Below are 15,444 nucleotides of genomic sequence, written 5' to 3'. Positions count from 1 at the left end.
TCAAAGGATTAACGCAGCTTATGCACCACCTGATTAGCGCTGCCGCGCCAAATCAGCGCCGGATCTTTTAAGTCCTGCACAAACTTTCCGTCAATCAACACGTTAATCCTGTCCACTATCTGCATTTGCTGCGCATCCAGCTCCGCCAGCCGGTAGCCGGTCCACAGCCAGATATCCTTGCCGGGGCATTCGGCGCGCACCCGTTTTACCAGTTGCAGCACCGCCGCGACGTTGGCGGGGTGCAGGGGATCGCCACCGGACAGCGACAGCCCCTGGCGCGGAATGCGCGTATCGTTCAGGTCGGCAATCAACTGATCTTCCATCGTCTGGGTAAACGGCTGGCCGGAGTTAAGCCGCCAGGTACTTTTGTTGTAGCAGCCAGGGCACTGGTGCACGCAGCCGGCAACAAACAGCGTGCAGCGGGTGCCGGGGCCGTTGACGACATCAATGGGGTAATACTGGTGATAATTCATGTGAGGTCTGCCCATCTGGCTATTTTACTTGCCATTTTCCCCTCGGGCAGTGCTCTGAATACTCACGTACTGTGTGTACGCTCCGTTTCTTCCGCGCTGGCCGAGGGTAAATTGGCGGCGACAATCACGCCCGATGAACAGACGTATGCTCAGCAGGCTTGACGATCTTTGCTTCAGCCGATCTGCCCGTTCCCCAGGTGTTTCACCCGGCGTTTCACCTCTTCTTGCTTGCCGGCATTGAACGGCCTGGCATCCGGGCTGCCGAGATAGCCGCACACCCGGCGGGTGACGGAGACCTTGGATGGCTCGTGGTTACCGCATTTCGGGCAGGTGAAGCCCTTGCTGGTGCAAGAGAATTCTCCGGTAAAGCCGCACTCGTAGCATTCATCGATGGGCGTGTTGGTGCCGTAATAGGGCACGCGGCTGTAGCTGTAATCCCACACGTCTTCGAGCGCTTTCAGGTTGTGCTGCAGGTTCGGGTATTCGCCGTAACAGATGAAACCGCCGTTGGCCAATGGCGGATAGGGGGCTTCAAAATCCAGCTTGTCGTAAGGATTGACCTTTTTCTCTACGTCGAGGTGGAAGCTGTTGGTGTAATAGCCTTTGTCGGTCACGCCAGACACCACGCCGAAATCGGCGGTATCGAGCCGGCAGAAGCGATCGCACAGGTTTTCGCTTGGCGTGCTGTACAGGCTAAAGCCGTAACCGGTCTCGGCTTTCCAACTTTCCGTGGCGGCCCGCAGGTGCGCAACGATGGCGATCGCCTTGGCGCGCAGCGTTTCATCGTCGTATACGTGTTGTTCGTTGCCGAACAGGGCGTTGATGGTTTCATGCAGACCGATGTAACCCAGCGAAATAGAGGCACGGCCATTCTTGAAGATCTCGGCAATGTTGTCGTCTGCCTTCAGGCGTACGCCGCAGGCGCCTTCCATATACAAAATAGGGGCCACGCGCGCCTTGATACCTTCCAGCCGGGCAATGCGCGTCATCAGCGCTTTTTTCGCCAGCAGCAAGCGCTGATCCAGCAGATCCCAGAAGCGGCTTTCATCGCCCATGGCCTCCAGCGCAATACGCGGCAGGTTCAGGCTGATCACGCCGATATTGTTGCGACCATCGTGTACCAGCTCGCCCTCTTCTTCGTAAGTGCCGAGGAAGCTGCGGCAGCCCATCGGCGTTTTGAACGAGCCGGTGACTTTCACCACCTGATCGTAATTGAGTATGTCTGGATACATGCGTTTGCTGGCGCACTCCAACGCCAACTGCTTGATGTCGTAATTCGGATCGCCGTACTGATGATTCAGGCCGTCGCGGATGGCAAACACCAGTTTAGGGAATACCGCCGTTTTACGGTTTTTGCCCAGCCCGGCAATGCGGTTACTCAGGATAGAACGTTGGATCAAGCGTGATTCCCAAGAGGTCCCCAGCCCGAAACCGAAGGTGACGAACGGCGTCTGGCCATTGGCGGTGTGCAGGGTGTTGACCTCGTATTCCAGCGACTGGAAGGCGTCGTAACACTCTTTTTCGGTGCGCGCCATGGCATAGCCTTGCGCGTCAGGGATCTGCCACTGTTCGGCGACCTGCTGGTGTTTGTTAAAGCTTTCGGTGACGAACGGCGCCAGGATCTCGTCGATACGGTTAATGGTGGTACCGCCATAAATATGGCTGGCCACCTGCGCGATGATTTGCGCGGTCACTGCGGTAGCGGTGGAGATCGACTTCGGGGGTTCAATCTCGGCGTTACCCATCTTGAAGCCGTTGGTCAGCATGCCCTTCAGGTCGATCAGCATGCAGTTGAACATCGGGAAGAATGGCGAGTAGTCGAGATCGTGGTAGTGGATCTCGCCTCGCTCATGGGCCAGCACCACGTCACGCGGCAGGATGTGCTGCTTGGCATAGTGCTTGGCGACGATCCCGGCCAGCAGATCGCGCTGGGTGGGGATCACCTTGCTGTCTTTATTGGCGTTTTCATTGAGCAATGCCACGTTGCTTTGCTCGACCAGGCCGCGGATCTCCTGGTTCAACCGTCCACGCAGTTCACGCGCGACGTCGCGATCGTGACGGTACTCAATATAGGCCCGCGCCAGCTGCTTGTATTCGCCGGCCATAAGCTGGTTTTCCACTGCCCGCTGGATTTCATGGATATCGACGCGCGGCTGCTGTGATATCTGTTGAGCGACTACGCGGGCGACGGTTGCGCAGTAGTCCGCATCGACGATCCCCACGGCCAGCGCGGCCCGCTCGATCGCTTGCCCAATACGTGCCTCGTCAAAAGGTACCTGACAACCGTCCCGTTTAATCACTACTGGTTTCACGTTGTTACTCCTTGTTCCCCGAGGGAGCGTTGATGCCCTGCCTTGCAGATTTCAGCCTGAAAGCTAGCGGGTATCGGTATGATTTCAGCTTATCCACAGGGCAATGCCGCAGCACGCAAGGGCTGAGGCGATGTGTGGATGATTTTGTGGATAACTACTATATATAGTTGCTGTCGTTTCTTAATGCACTATATATAGATGTTGGTGGAGTTCTTTTGACGTAGGACAAAGAAAATGAAAGAGCGCGCGTAAGCTGTACAGACGTTAATTTTGGCCTGAATGCTCAGGCCGGACGAGAGTGGAAATGTTCGAGCAGGAACTCAACCCAGACGCGCACTCGCGGGGGCAGATCGGCCGAGGCATAGTACAACCACAGTTGGGTTGGCTGCGGCCAGCATTCTGCCAGCACCGGCAGCAGGGTACCCTGCGCAAAGTGATGCTCCGCATACCAACGCGCCAGACAGACGATGCCCAGGCCGGCCAGCGCCGCATCCAGTAACATCTCCGGCCGACTGGCCACCAGGCGACCATGCAGCTCCAGCGTTTTGACTTCGCCATGTCGATGCAACGGCCATTTTACGCTGCGGCCGGTGGCCGGGTTACGGTGCAGCAGACAATTATGTTGCAGCAGATCGTCAGGATCCTGCGGCGTGCCGTGCTGCGCAAGATAGCCGGGCGAGGCCGCCAGAACCATCTGCATCGGATACAGTGGCCGCGCCACCAGCCGGCTGTCGGGATCGACCCGGCTGCCGATGCCGACGTCAAATCCTTCGCCCACCAGATTAACCACGCGGGCATCCAGTGAGAGATCGAGATCGATCTGCGGATAACGTTCCAGGAATTGCGGGATCAACGGCATCAGGATCTGGCGGCCGAAGCCGGGGATCATGCTGACGCGCACCGTGCCGGAAGGTGCCTGCTGCGCGCTACCGGCAGTTTCCAGCGTGGCGGACAGCGCCTGCCATAGCGGTGCGACTTGCTGCAACAGCGCCTTACCTTCGTCGGTGAGCACCACGTTGTGGGTATTACGCTGGAACAACCGCAGCGCCAGTTTTTCTTCCAGCACGCGAATATTTTTACTGATTGCCGCCGGGGTGACGCCCAGTTGGCGCGCGGCGGCGGAGAAATTCTGTACCTGGGCGGCCGCGAGAAAGGCCGGCAGCAGGCGGTGCACGTCAAAGGGCAGCGACATAGTGGTTGATACTTTCAGTTGAAATTGAAGTGACGATTCACAGCCTACACCCGGGGCGCTGGAAATGGAAAAATGCGTTATCAAATCTTAATCAAGGATCCTTTATGTCGCGTATTTTAGTGTTGACCGCCCACCGTTTTCCCGACGAATCACGCATCAACAAAGCGCTGATCGAAGCGCTTCGTCCTTTGCCTAACGTCACTGTCCACGAACTGATGCGTGCTTACCCGGACTATCAAATCGACGTGGCGCGTGAGCAAGAGCTGCTGCAAAACCATGATGCGGTGGTGATGCTGTTCCCGTTCTATTGGTACAGCTCACCGGCGATTCTCAGCGAGTGGCAGGATGCGGTATTAACCCACGGTTTCGCCTACGGCAGTGAAGGTACCCAACTGCATGGCAAGCCCTTGCAACTGGTGGTCACCACCGGCGGCAATCAGCAGGCCTATACGGCGGAAGGGTATAACCGCTATCCGGTCGAGGATTTGCTGCGTCCGTTCCATGCGATGGCCAACCTGACCGGCATGGATTATCTGCCGCCGCATCTGGTGCAGGGCGTCTTTGATATGAGCGATGAGCGTCTGGCGCAAGAGGCCGCCGGAGTGGTGGCTCTGTTGAAAAAAGAGTAGGGCGCAGCCTGAGGCCGCACCCTGGGGGTTAGTCCTCTAACAACCACCACACCGCTTCGAACGGGCGCAGGGTGATGGCCTGCGGTTGCGTAGGCGCATCGGCGTAATTGCTCATCAGCGGACGCCACAACGCTGAAGGTTCCACGCCTTCCGCCTGCCAGGCCAGCGGTTCGCGGCTGAGGTTGGCCGCCACCAGCAGGCGTTGGCCGTTCCAGCGGCGCTGGTAGCACCACAGCGCCGGATGGTTGGGCGCCAGATCCTGATAGTCACCGTGGGTCAACAGCGGATACTGCTTGCGCAGGGTGATTAACTGACGGTAGGCGTAAAACACCGAGTCCAGATCGGCCAGTGCCGCTTCAGCATTGATTTGCGGGTAGTTTTCCGCACAGCCAATCCACGGGGTTCCCTGGGTGAAACCGGCGTTGGGCGCGGCACTCCACTGCATTGGCGTGCGGCCGTTATCGCGCGATTTAGTGGCCAGGATCGCCAGCAATTCGGCGTTACTTTTGCCCTGGGAGCTCAGCTCGGCGTACATGTTCAGGCTTTCCACATCGCGGTACTGCCCGATGGTGCTAAAGCCGGGATTGGTCATGCCGAGCTCTTCGCCCTGATAAATATAAGGCGTGCCCTGCATGCCGTGCAGCACCATCGCCAGCATTTTGGCGGCCGGTACTCGCAGTTCGCCTTCATCGCCGAAGCGCGAAACGATGCGCGGCTGATCGTGGTTACACCAGAACAGCGCATTCCAGGCCTGGTTGTGCATGCCCTGCTGCCAGTGGCGGAAAATCTGTTTCAGTTCAACGTAATCCGGCGCCGCCAGCGTCCATTTTTCGCCGCCGGCATAGTCCACTTTCAGATGATGGAAGTTGAAGGTCATCGACAACTCTTCACCGCTTTGCGCAGCGTACTGCCGGCAATGCTCCAGGGTGGTGGAGGACATTTCGCCCACGGTCATCAAGCCGCGCGGCTGGAACACGTCGCGGCTCATTTCCTGCAGGAACTCATGGATCCGCGGCCCGTCGGTATAGAAACGGCGACCGTCCCCCTGGGGATCGGACGGGAAATCCTGCTGTTTGGAAACCAGGTTAATCACGTCGAGGCGCAGGCCGTCGACGCCTTTGTCGGCCCAGAACTGGCACACTTTCTTCAATTCTTCGCGGACCGGCGGGTGTTCCCAGTTGAGATCGGCCTGCTCGGTGGCAAACAGATGCAGGTAATACTGGCCGCTGTCGGCATGCCACTGCCAGGCATTACCGCCAAATTTGGAACGCCAGTTGTTCGGCGGGGTATCACCTTCGCCATCGCGCCAGACGTAGAACTGGCGGAAGGGGCTGTTCGGTTCTTGCGAAGCTTTGAACCACGGGTGCTCGGTTGAAGTGTGGTTGAACACCATATCCATGACGATGCGGATGCTGCGCTGGTGGGCGGCGGCAATCAGTCGGTCGAAATCCTCCATGGTGCCGTAGGCCGGATCGATGGCGCAGTAGTCCGCCACGTCATAACCGTTATCCACCTGTGGGGAGACATAAACCGGCGTCAGCCAGATCGCATCGACGCCCAGCTCCTGCAGATAGTCCAGCCGCTGGGTCACACCGGCCAGATCGCCGTAGCCGTTACCGGTGCTGTCCTGAAAACTCTTCGGGTAGATTTGGTAGATGACGCCGTTTTGCCACCAGAGGATTGGATTGCTCATAGTCATACCTTTAAATCGTGACAACGGGCCCGGCATGCCGGGCCCCTACATTTTAATCAGACCGGCAGCTCACCGCGGCTGGCTTTGCGTTTGTAAACCATCATGGTCAGGACCAGCGGGATAATCACCGCCACCAGGATCGCCACCGTGTAAATCATCCAGAACTGAGGTTTGATTGACAGGATGCCCGGCAAACCGCCGACGCCGATGCCGTTGGCCATCACGCCGTCCAGGCCGCAGATCAGCCCGGCGAAGGCAGAGCCGATCATCGCGCACAGCATAGGGAAACGGTATTTCAGGTTGATCCCGTACATTGCCGGTTCGGTGACGCCAAGGTAGGCGGAGATTGCCGCCGGGACCGAGATTTCACGTTCGTTGGCCTTGCGGCTGACGATGATGATACCCAGCACCGCAGATGCCTGCGCAATGTTGGACAGAGCAATCAGTGGCCAAACCGGCGTGCCGCCCATGCTTTGGATCATCTGCATATCGATGGCCAGCGTGGTCTGATGTACGCCGGTGATCACCAGCGGGGCATACAGGAAACCAAACAGCGCGGCCCCAATCGGCGCGAAGCTGCCGGTCATGACGGCTTTCACCGCCCAGGCTACGCCATCGCCAATCATGCGGCCGAACGGGCCGATAAAGGCGTGCGCCAGGAACACCGCCAGCAGCAGAGAAACGACCGGCACTACCACCAGATACAGGTAATCCGGCACGATCTTTTTCAAACGGGTTTCAATCCAGCCCAGTGCCATACCGGCCAGCATGGACGGGATCACCTGCGCCTGATAGCCGACTTTCTGGATGGTGAACCAGCCGAAGTTCCACACTTCCGGGATCTGCTGGCCGAGCTGATAGGAGTTCATCAACTGCGGCGACACCAGCGTGACGCCCAGCACGATGCCAAGCACCGGCGTGCCGCCCATTTTTTTCACCGTTGACCAACAGATGGCGACCGGCAGGAACATGAAGATGGCTTCACCGAGCAGCCACAGGAAGTCGTAAATGGTTTTCCACGCCGGGTGCATTTGCGCCAGTGTTTGGCCGCCGGACATCGGGATGTCGCCGATCACGTTGCGGAAGCCGAGGATTAAACCGCCGCTGATCAGCGCTGGCAGCAGCGGGAAGAAGATTTCGGCGAAGTGGGAGATAGCGCGCTCGCTCCAGGTCATGTTCTGGCGCGCAGCCACCTTGGCCTGTTCTTTATCGGCCTCGTTGACGCCGGTGGTGGCAATCAACGCCTGATAATAATCACCGACCTCCGGGCCAATCACTACCTGGAACTGCCCGGCATTGGTGAAGCAGCCTTTGACCATTGGCAGCTCTTCGATTTCTTTTGGTTTGGCAAGACTTGTGTCGTTGAGAACGAAACGCAGCCTGGTAATGCAATGGCTGACGGTGGCGATATTCTCGCGCCCGCCCACCAGCACAATCAGGCGATCGATATCCTGCTGTTTTACTTTGCCCATTATTAGATACCTTTCTTGGTATGAGACTGCCGCAGAGGTGTTGTTGGAGTGATGATCAAAGCTTAGTCATTTCGCTTTTTTTATGGAATGGGAACGTTCCCGGTTTGGGGCGAGGATCACAAAACGATAAAAAAATGACCACTTGTTGAACAGGGGAAATTTGAGAGCGGGGCGAAACATTCCGTAATATTATCTTGAACTGATGCAACGCTGGCTATACTGTCAGCCTTAACAATCAATAAGTTGATTGAAATCAGCGGCACTCACGCCTGTGTTTTCAAAACCAATACGCTATACGAGTGCTATTACCACGGACTTTTTTCAAGGAAGAATGATGACTTTGACATTGCCTCGACTGCTTTTTGTCTTTACCGCGCTGCTCCTGAGCGCCTGTACCAGTCAAAAAAGTAGCCCGGAACGCCACGCCAAACATGCGGTTTATCAGTTGGCACGTGAGGATTTCTCCCCCGAAATGCGAACCCAAATCCCAGACTCGATAAAAGCGGCTATCCCATTCTTTGACCAGTTTTACCAAATGGGCAAAGCCGATCGGGCCAAGGGCTTAACGCAACAACAGGCACAGCAGCAGGAAGCCTATTTCCGCAGCCCAGAATTCCTCAGTGACATGGGGAAGAAAGGGCGATTTATCAATCAGCAATATTCAGTGGATAACCCGCAAAAACAACGCCAGATCTTGCTGGATTCCGCCGTGGCCACCTACTGGGATGGTTACGAAGGCCGGCCTTGAGGGGGATAAATAAGCTACTAATGAAAGTGCCCAATAAACTAGAGCTTATTGGGCATTGTTTCAATTATTTTATTCAGAAATTGGTGAGGGTTAAAGTAGATTGAATTTCTCCAGGGTCGCTTTGACTTCTTTCTTTAACCCATCGGAGTCCAATTCACTTTCTCGTCGATCTGGAACGGAAGTATAGCAGTCTGCAAGGATGAAAATCTCAGATGCACACTCACCAACATTTTTACTATCTTTAGCTAATTGCCCTGATTTTCCTTCTTCTCGCCATAATTTAAAGAATTGTGACTCGAAGTCATCAGCAGTTAGTTGTGATGACACTAGCTTTTTAGCTAAGTTGATTAGTTTTTCACTCATTATAAAACCCCTGTCTTAATATAACTATTATATTGTGGGGAATCAGAGATTAAATTCCATCCAGAAATGAAATCTCCATCCTTATCGAGAACGACGACATTGTTTGTTTTAGTGTTAAAGAACACCTTAGATCCCTTTTACCGTCGATAGGTTCGTTTTTCTACAGTATCTCTGTCCTTCAAGTGTGCTTCAATTGCGTCGCGATATTGAGTCAACGTTACTCTATTTTTTTTCGTGTCGGCAATACCAAAATCACTAGCATGCTTAAATTTCTTGTCCAATTGTTTACGCGTAAAACGCCCAGAGTCAAGTGGATCACTGACCATCACATAGAGAGCTTCAACGCCTGTTTCAGTCGAATCCGGCTGCCACAAGATAAAATCCTGTAAATCCTGGACGACGTCTGCAGGGAAGGTCGTAACAACAATGCTGTCCGCATGTCTGACATTGGTGCCGGTATTCACAGGCGTCTTGGGGACCGATGAACCATTGCCTGTATGTGACGGTGCCGCAGGGCCAGTCGGTACAGAATTTATCAGTATGGTCTGGGCAGGTACGCCTCCCATTGCTGGGAACGTAATTTTATCCAGTCTGGTTGCCTCTTCACGAGTTATCTCTTCAGAGGAGAGGGGCAAAAATAGGATAAGTAAGTAGGGTAAGAATATTTTATTAATGAACAAAGCCCAACAAAGTTTCGTTTGTTGGGCTTTGTTTAATGCATAGACATAAGGCCATTCGATAGATTAAAGAAGATTGAATTTCTCCAGGGTCGCTTTGACTTCTTTCTTTAATTCTGATTCGTCCAACTCATAACTGTCACGGTCAGAATCAGGGTTAAAACAATCCGCCAAAATAAATAGTTCACCACCACACATATCTATAGATTTGTTCGGTTCTTCCACACCATATAGCCCACGTCTTGAAATCACTATTTCTTCTGCGAAAGTTTCGGCGCTGATTTTATTTTCTATGAATTTCTTACCAATTTCTATTAGTTTAACTCTACTCATAATACCCCCGATGCTAAATATATCCTGCCGTTCTCTTCCGTTGGGTCTATTTTCCATGCTGACAAGAAGCTCCCATCAGCCTTAAGAATAACGACATTCATTGATTTCGGATTAAAATACACAGTTGAGCTCGTGTTTCGTCGATATGTTCCTTTTTTCACAGTATCTCTATCCTTCAAGTGTGCTTCAATTGCGTCGCGATATTGAGTCAACGTTACTCTATTTTTTTTCGTGTCGGCAATACCAAAATCACTAGCATGCTTAAATTTCTTGTCCAATTGTTTACGCGTAAAACGCCCAGAGTCAAGTGGATCACTGACCATCACATAGAGAGCTTCAACGCCTGTTTCAGTCGCATCCGGCTGCCACAAGATAAAATCCTGTAAATCCTGGACGACGTCTGCAGGGAAGGTCGTAACAACAATGCTGTCCGCATGTCTGACATAGGTACCGGCATGGGGAGGATAAATAAATGGACAGAATAAGACGATTGTATTAATTAAAAAGCCCAACAAATGAGAAATTGTTGGGCTTTGCTGAAAATTAATTTTTTGTAAAACGCAGAATGTTATTCGATGCCGTATTTTTTCTCGGTCACGAATTTTGGCTCTTTCCAGTTGGGGCCTTTTTTAACAAGCATTTTATCTCCCCACTCGACGATGCCTGCTTCCCGTAGCTCCTCAAATAATTTTAACAACTCACCATTACCAACAACATCAAATCGTTAACGCACAAAGAAATTATCCATTTGAGGGTAACCGATCCCGTTTGTTAAACCAGCAAAGAAAGATATGACATCCTTAACTTTTTCTTTTTCAAGCATTGAGTTGAATTCAGTCATAGCTCCTCCCTCTTCGTTTGTTCTTCCGAAGCCCTAAATGCTTCAGGTGTGTATAAAGGTTCATTTCTCTCGTTAACTTTATAGTCTTCCAGAGTTGCTGTATGGGTATTATTCCATACTTCTCCTTGATTATCTGGCACGACTCCATCGTTAATACCTAGGTTACGATAACGTTCAAGCTCCTTGATCTCATAGGTGTAAAAACGCTTGTCGATATCGGTGGGCTGCAGTTCACCCTTACCTCCGTTGCCCCTGAATGGCAGGTCTGGGGAGGTACACATTCCGTGTGCTGAAAAACCACTAAAACACACAGCGATAACTGTATGTATGAACAGTAATTTACTTTGATGGGTGAAGGCGGTCGACTACCGGTTGTTGTGTGGTGGCGGAGACAAAAAAATAGCGATGAAGTGACGCTCACTGGGTGTGAGCACCAACAGGGTATTTCAGGCTGGGGAATTTATCCGGGTAAACAAACCCACCCGCCGTCAGGCGAGTTTGCTTGGCACGATGATCTGACGGATACCCTGTTCGCCGCTGAGCTGGCCCAGCAGCTGTTGCGCAGCCTGCAGTCCGGCGCTGCCGTAGCCGAGATCGACCGAGAACGTTTCGGGGAACAAGAAGTTAAGCAACGGGGTGTTACCGATGCCGCACACCTGCAGCGGCGTAATATGCTGCTGTTGCAGGTATTTGATGGCGCCGAGGGCGATGGTATCGGAGGCGCACACCAGCGCGGTGGTCTGTGGTTTGATGGCTGAGGCAGCCAGTTGGAAGCCGCTCTGATAACTCAATTCACCCAAGGCCACATGGGGGGAAATACCCCGTTGGCGGCAGGCGTCCAGATAGGCCTGGTGGCGGCGCAAACCGGTGGTGGCATCCGACAGTTGCACCCCCAAATAACTGATATGGCGATGCCCCTGCTGGTGCAGGCGTTCCATCAACAGCCGTACGGCGCCGTCGTCGTCGTAGCACACCGAGGAAAAACCGTCGTATTCCCGCGCCAGCACCACCATCTTTTCTTGCCATGGGCTGAGCATGGCCGCCGTCAGGCCGGTGAAGCCAAACAGGATCACCCCGTCGACGTTGCGCTGTTGAAGGACATGCAGATGCTCTTCCACCAGCCGGGTTTCAAACTGGCTTTCCATCACTATAGGGTCGAAACCGTGCTGATACAGCAGCGGCAGCATGGTGCGTACCGCCTGGTTCTCGGATGGCGAATCGAGACGGGAAACGATGATGCCGACCACTTTATCGCTCTGGCCGCGCATGGCGCGCGCCGATTTGGACGGGGTAAACCCCTGCTGACGGATCACCGCTTCCACCCGTTCGCGGGTTTGCGGGCTCACGCTGCCTTCGTTGTTCAGCACGCGTGATACGGTGGATTTGCCTACGCCGCTCAGGCGTGCGATGTCCTTGATGGTCAGCCGGTTTTGCATGGTTTACTTTTCGTTGAGGTTAAAAGGCGTAGACTGGCGGCCTACGCTGAATGCCCGTCAGCATAGCTTATTTTCCGCAACGGATCTTGACGCTATGCAGGGATTTATGTGCTGCGCTGAACGGCCGCTCTTGTCGTTCGATCTTTTCATTTACCGGAGGTTATCACCCGTATGGATCCCGATCCGACCCCGTTAGACACCCACTCGGTGATCCGGTAAAACCTGCTCGCTTTGCGCTGCTGTTTTACCGGTGAAGTAAACGGTAACCGGTAGCGCACGCCCGTCGTTCGCTCCTGCTGCTTTTAAAAAAACAGGATCTGCCCCGGCAGAGGCTTTTTGGCGCATCCAAAAGCCCGGTTGGGAGCGATCCAGCGTTCACCCGCTGCCGGGAGGCAATGGGCGACGAGGTGCAAAATAATGAAACTGAAAAATATTCCCCGTCAGCTGTTGGGCATGCTCAGCCGCAATTTACCGCGCCGTTTGGTGCACCGCGATAGCCTGTTGGACAGCCTTGGCGGCAAAGCGCAAGGGTTGCCCGCCGGATTGGCACAGCAGCGGCTGGAATGCGCCGCTGCCGACGTCACCGATCTGTATCTGCGTTTTCACAGCCACCCGGAAGGCATCACTGCCCATGAGGCTGAACGGGTACGCGAACGCTGCGGCGAGAACGTCATCGACGATCAGCAAAAAGAAGCCTGGTGGCAGCACCTGTGGCACTGTTATCGCAACCCGTTCAACCTGCTGCTGACCGCGCTTGGCATGATCTCTTACGCGACGGAAGATCTGACGGGCGCACTGGTGATCGCACTGATGGTGGTGATCTCCACGTTGTTGAATTTCATTCAGGAAGCGCGATCCAATCGGGCGGCGGACGCGCTGAAGGCGATGGTCAGCAACACCGCCACGGTGATCCGTAGCGACGCATTGTCCGGGAAAAGCGAACACCTTGAACTGCCGATCTCTCAACTGGTGCCGGGTGACATCATCAAACTGGCGGCAGGAGATATGATCCCGGCGGATCTGCGCGTGCTGTCGGCCAAGGATCTGTTTATCAGCCAGGCAGCGTTGACCGGCGAATCTCTGCCAGTAGAGAAAATCGCCGAGCTGCGCGAACAGGCAGAAGATCCGTTGGAGTGCCAGAACCTGTGCTTTATGGGCACCAACGTGGTCAGCGGCACCGCGCTGGCGATGGTGATCGGTACCGGCGGCGGCACCTACTTTGGCCAGTTGGCGCGGCGGGTTATCAGCCAGGATGAACAGCCGAACGCCTTCCAGACCGGCATCAGCAGGGTCAGCTGGCTGCTGATCCGTTTTATGCTGGTGATGACACCGATCGTTTTGTTGATCAACGGCTACACCAAGGGTGACTGGTGGGAAGCGGCGCTGTTTGCGCTGTCGGTGGCGGTGGGGCTGACCCCGGAAATGCTGCCGATGATCGTCACTTCAACGCTGGCCAGAGGGGCAGTGAAACTGTCCAGGCAGAAAGTGATCGTCAAACGTCTGGATGCTATCCAAAACTTTGGCGCCATGGACGTTTTGTGCACTGATAAAACCGGCACCCTGACCCAGGATAAAATCGTGCTGGAGCGCCACACCGACGTGTTCGGTGCCGCCAGCGATCGCGTGCTGCATTACGCCTGGCTTAACAGCTTCTACCAGACCGGCTTGAAAAACCTGCTCGACGTGGCAGTGCTGAGCTGCGCGGAACAAAACCAACAGCCGGATGCGTTGCAGCATTACCGTAAAGTGGATGAGATCCCGTTTGATTTTGAACGGCGCCGTATGTCGGTGGTGGTGGCCAAAGACGCGCAATATCACGAACTGATCTGCAAGGGCGCGCTGGAAGAGATGCTGGCGATTTGCAGCCATGTGCGGCAGGAAGATGAGGTGATCCCGCTCAGCGAAGCGCTGCTGGCGCGAATTCGGCGCATCACCGACGATCTCAACCAGCAAGGGTTGCGCGTAGTGGCGGTGGCCAACAAGATCTTGCCGGCCCAGGCCCATGAATACAGCGTGGCCGACGAGTCGGATTTGATCCTCGAGGGCTACGTGGCCTTCCTCGATCCGCCTAAAGAGAGCACGGCGCCAGCGTTGGCGGCGCTGAAAAACAGCGGTGTCACGGTGAAGATCCTCACCGGTGACAATGAGCTGGTGGCGGCCAAGGTGTGCAAAGACGTCGGGCTGGCGGCGGATCACGTATTGCGCGGCAGTGAAATCGAACAGATGAACGACGAACAGCTGGCGCAGGCTGCGGCGCGTACCACGGTGTTCGCCAAGCTGACGCCGCTGCATAAGGAACGCATCGTCAAGCTATTGCGCCAGCAGGGCCACGTGGTCGGCTTTATGGGGGACGGCATCAACGATGCGCCCGCTCTGCGTGCGGCGGATATCGGTATTTCGGTGGACTCCGCCGTGGATATCGCCAAGGAAGCGGCGGACATCATCCTGCTGGAAAAAAGCCTGATGGTGTTGGAGCAGGGGGTCATCGAGGGACGCCGTACTTTTGCCAACATGCTCAAGTACATCAAGATGACCGCCAGCTCCAATTTCGGCAACGTCTTCAGCGTGCTGATTGCCAGCGCCTTTTTGCCTTTCCTGCCGATGTTGCCGCTGCACCTGTTGATCCAGAACCTGATGTATGACATTTCACAGATCGCCATTCCGTTCGACAACGTCGACGACGATCAGATTACTCAGCCGCAACGCTGGAACTCCGGGGATATTGGACGCTTTATGGTGTTTTTCGGGCCGATCAGCTCGATCTTCGACGTGCTGACCTTCAGCCTGATGTGGTGGGTTTTCAAGGCCAATACGCCTGAAATGCAGACGCTGTTCCAGTCCGGCTGGTTCGTGGAGGGGTTGCTGTCGCAAACGCTGATTGTGCATATGATCCGCACGCGCAAAATACCGTTTATCCAGAGCCGTCCTTCATGGCCGCTGTGCATGATGACCCTGCTGGTCATCGTTACCGGCATCGGCCTGACCTTCTCGCCGTTGGCCGGATTCCTGCAACTGCAGGCATTGCCGCTCGGCTACTTCCCGTGGCTGGTGCTGATCCTGACCGGCTATATGGTGCTGACCCAGTGCGTGAAAGGCTGGTTTGTGCGCCGTTACGGCTGGCAGTAATCGCTGCGCCCCTCTTTCGCCTGGAAGAGGGGCATCTGTGATCCAACCCGGCTTTTCACCCTTGTCGTTGGACATCTGTCCTGTGCTCAGTCTTTATTTACAGCTTAGCTGTCTTCCCCTTTGCCTTTCAAACTACCGCGTTGTTGGCT

General features: G+C 54.8%; 13 protein-coding genes. 3 read left to right on the top strand and 10 right to left on the bottom strand.

The window, feature by feature from the left end; all coding sequences use genetic code 11:
* Positions 1–8: 8 nt before the first annotated feature.
* The 3 genes from nrdG to ACMGG1_RS21900 all read right to left on the bottom strand — a co-directional run bounded on the left by nrdG (position 9) and on the right by ACMGG1_RS21900 (position 3,977).
* The gene (gene nrdG / locus ACMGG1_RS21910; RefSeq protein ID WP_116691389.1) at positions 9–473 is read right to left on the bottom strand and encodes an anaerobic ribonucleoside-triphosphate reductase-activating protein; all 465 of its coding nucleotides are present in this window, start codon (positions 471–473) and stop codon (positions 9–11) included.
* A gap of 173 nt (positions 474–646) precedes the next feature.
* Positions 647–2,785, bottom strand: a complete 2,139-nt coding sequence (nrdD, locus tag ACMGG1_RS21905) for an anaerobic ribonucleoside-triphosphate reductase (RefSeq protein ID WP_020824988.1) — start codon at positions 2,783–2,785, stop codon at positions 647–649.
* A 283-nt stretch (positions 2,786–3,068) separates the two neighbouring features.
* The gene (locus ACMGG1_RS21900; RefSeq protein ID WP_187962185.1) at positions 3,069–3,977 is read right to left on the bottom strand and encodes a LysR family transcriptional regulator; all 909 of its coding nucleotides are present in this window, start codon (positions 3,975–3,977) and stop codon (positions 3,069–3,071) included.
* Positions 3,978–4,081: 104 nt separating this feature from the next.
* Between ACMGG1_RS21900 and ACMGG1_RS21895 the strand changes: the two genes are divergently transcribed.
* Entirely contained in the window at positions 4,082–4,606 is a 525-nt protein-coding gene (locus ACMGG1_RS21895; RefSeq protein WP_048762834.1) for an NAD(P)H-dependent oxidoreductase, read from the top strand.
* Positions 4,607–4,634: 28 nt separating this feature from the next.
* Here the strand turns inward: ACMGG1_RS21895 and treC are convergent, their stop codons facing one another.
* Together treC and treB are read right to left on the bottom strand one after the other, a co-directional pair.
* Positions 4,635–6,299 (bottom strand): alpha,alpha-phosphotrehalase, encoded by a 1,665-nt coding sequence (gene treC / locus ACMGG1_RS21890; RefSeq protein WP_400827059.1) that lies wholly within the window; start codon positions 6,297–6,299, stop codon positions 4,635–4,637.
* 56 nt (positions 6,300–6,355) lie between these two features.
* Positions 6,356–7,771, bottom strand: a complete 1,416-nt coding sequence (treB, locus tag ACMGG1_RS21885; RefSeq protein ID WP_020824992.1) for a PTS trehalose transporter subunit IIBC — start codon at positions 7,769–7,771, stop codon at positions 6,356–6,358.
* A 331-nt stretch (positions 7,772–8,102) separates the two neighbouring features.
* Here treB and ACMGG1_RS21880 point away from each other — a divergent pair, with 331 nt between their 5' ends.
* On the top strand, positions 8,103–8,519 hold the full coding sequence (locus ACMGG1_RS21880; RefSeq protein WP_410529121.1) for an Exc2 family lipoprotein: 417 nt from the start codon (positions 8,103–8,105) through the stop codon (positions 8,517–8,519).
* Between the two features lie 90 nt (positions 8,520–8,609).
* Here ACMGG1_RS21880 and ACMGG1_RS21875 read toward each other — a convergent pair whose 3' ends face one another.
* From ACMGG1_RS21875 to treR, 5 genes are all read right to left on the bottom strand, one after another.
* Positions 8,610–8,882, bottom strand: a complete 273-nt coding sequence (locus ACMGG1_RS21875; protein WP_128865506.1) for a colicin immunity domain-containing protein — start codon at positions 8,880–8,882, stop codon at positions 8,610–8,612.
* A gap of 137 nt (positions 8,883–9,019) precedes the next feature.
* Entirely contained in the window at positions 9,020–9,562 is a 543-nt protein-coding gene (locus tag ACMGG1_RS21870) for an S-type pyocin domain-containing protein (protein ID WP_400827056.1), read from the bottom strand.
* A 63-nt stretch (positions 9,563–9,625) separates the two neighbouring features.
* Positions 9,626–9,892, bottom strand: coding sequence for a colicin immunity domain-containing protein (locus ACMGG1_RS21865; protein WP_142816056.1), 267 nt, complete (start codon positions 9,890–9,892; stop codon positions 9,626–9,628).
* Positions 9,889–10,404, bottom strand: coding sequence for a colicin D domain-containing protein (locus tag ACMGG1_RS21860; RefSeq protein WP_277986134.1), 516 nt, complete (start codon positions 10,402–10,404; stop codon positions 9,889–9,891). The genes ACMGG1_RS21865 and ACMGG1_RS21860 overlap by 4 nt, the downstream gene beginning before the upstream one ends.
* 817 nt (positions 10,405–11,221) lie before the next feature.
* Entirely contained in the window at positions 11,222–12,169 is a 948-nt protein-coding gene (gene treR / locus ACMGG1_RS21855) for a trehalose operon repressor TreR (RefSeq protein ID WP_130016107.1), read from the bottom strand.
* A gap of 417 nt (positions 12,170–12,586) precedes the next feature.
* On the opposite strand from treR, the gene mgtA reads away from it, so the two are divergent.
* Positions 12,587–15,295 (top strand): magnesium-translocating P-type ATPase, encoded by a 2,709-nt coding sequence (gene mgtA / locus ACMGG1_RS21850; RefSeq protein WP_400827053.1) that lies wholly within the window; start codon positions 12,587–12,589, stop codon positions 15,293–15,295.
* Positions 15,296–15,444: the final 149 nt, after the last annotated feature.

The organism is Serratia sp. BNK-12 (genome assembly GCF_047456085.1).
GTDB lineage: Bacteria > Pseudomonadota > Gammaproteobacteria > Enterobacterales > Enterobacteriaceae > Serratia > Serratia liquefaciens.
Note: the sequence above shows the minus strand (reverse complement) of the source record. Positions and strands in the feature narration are given on the sequence as shown.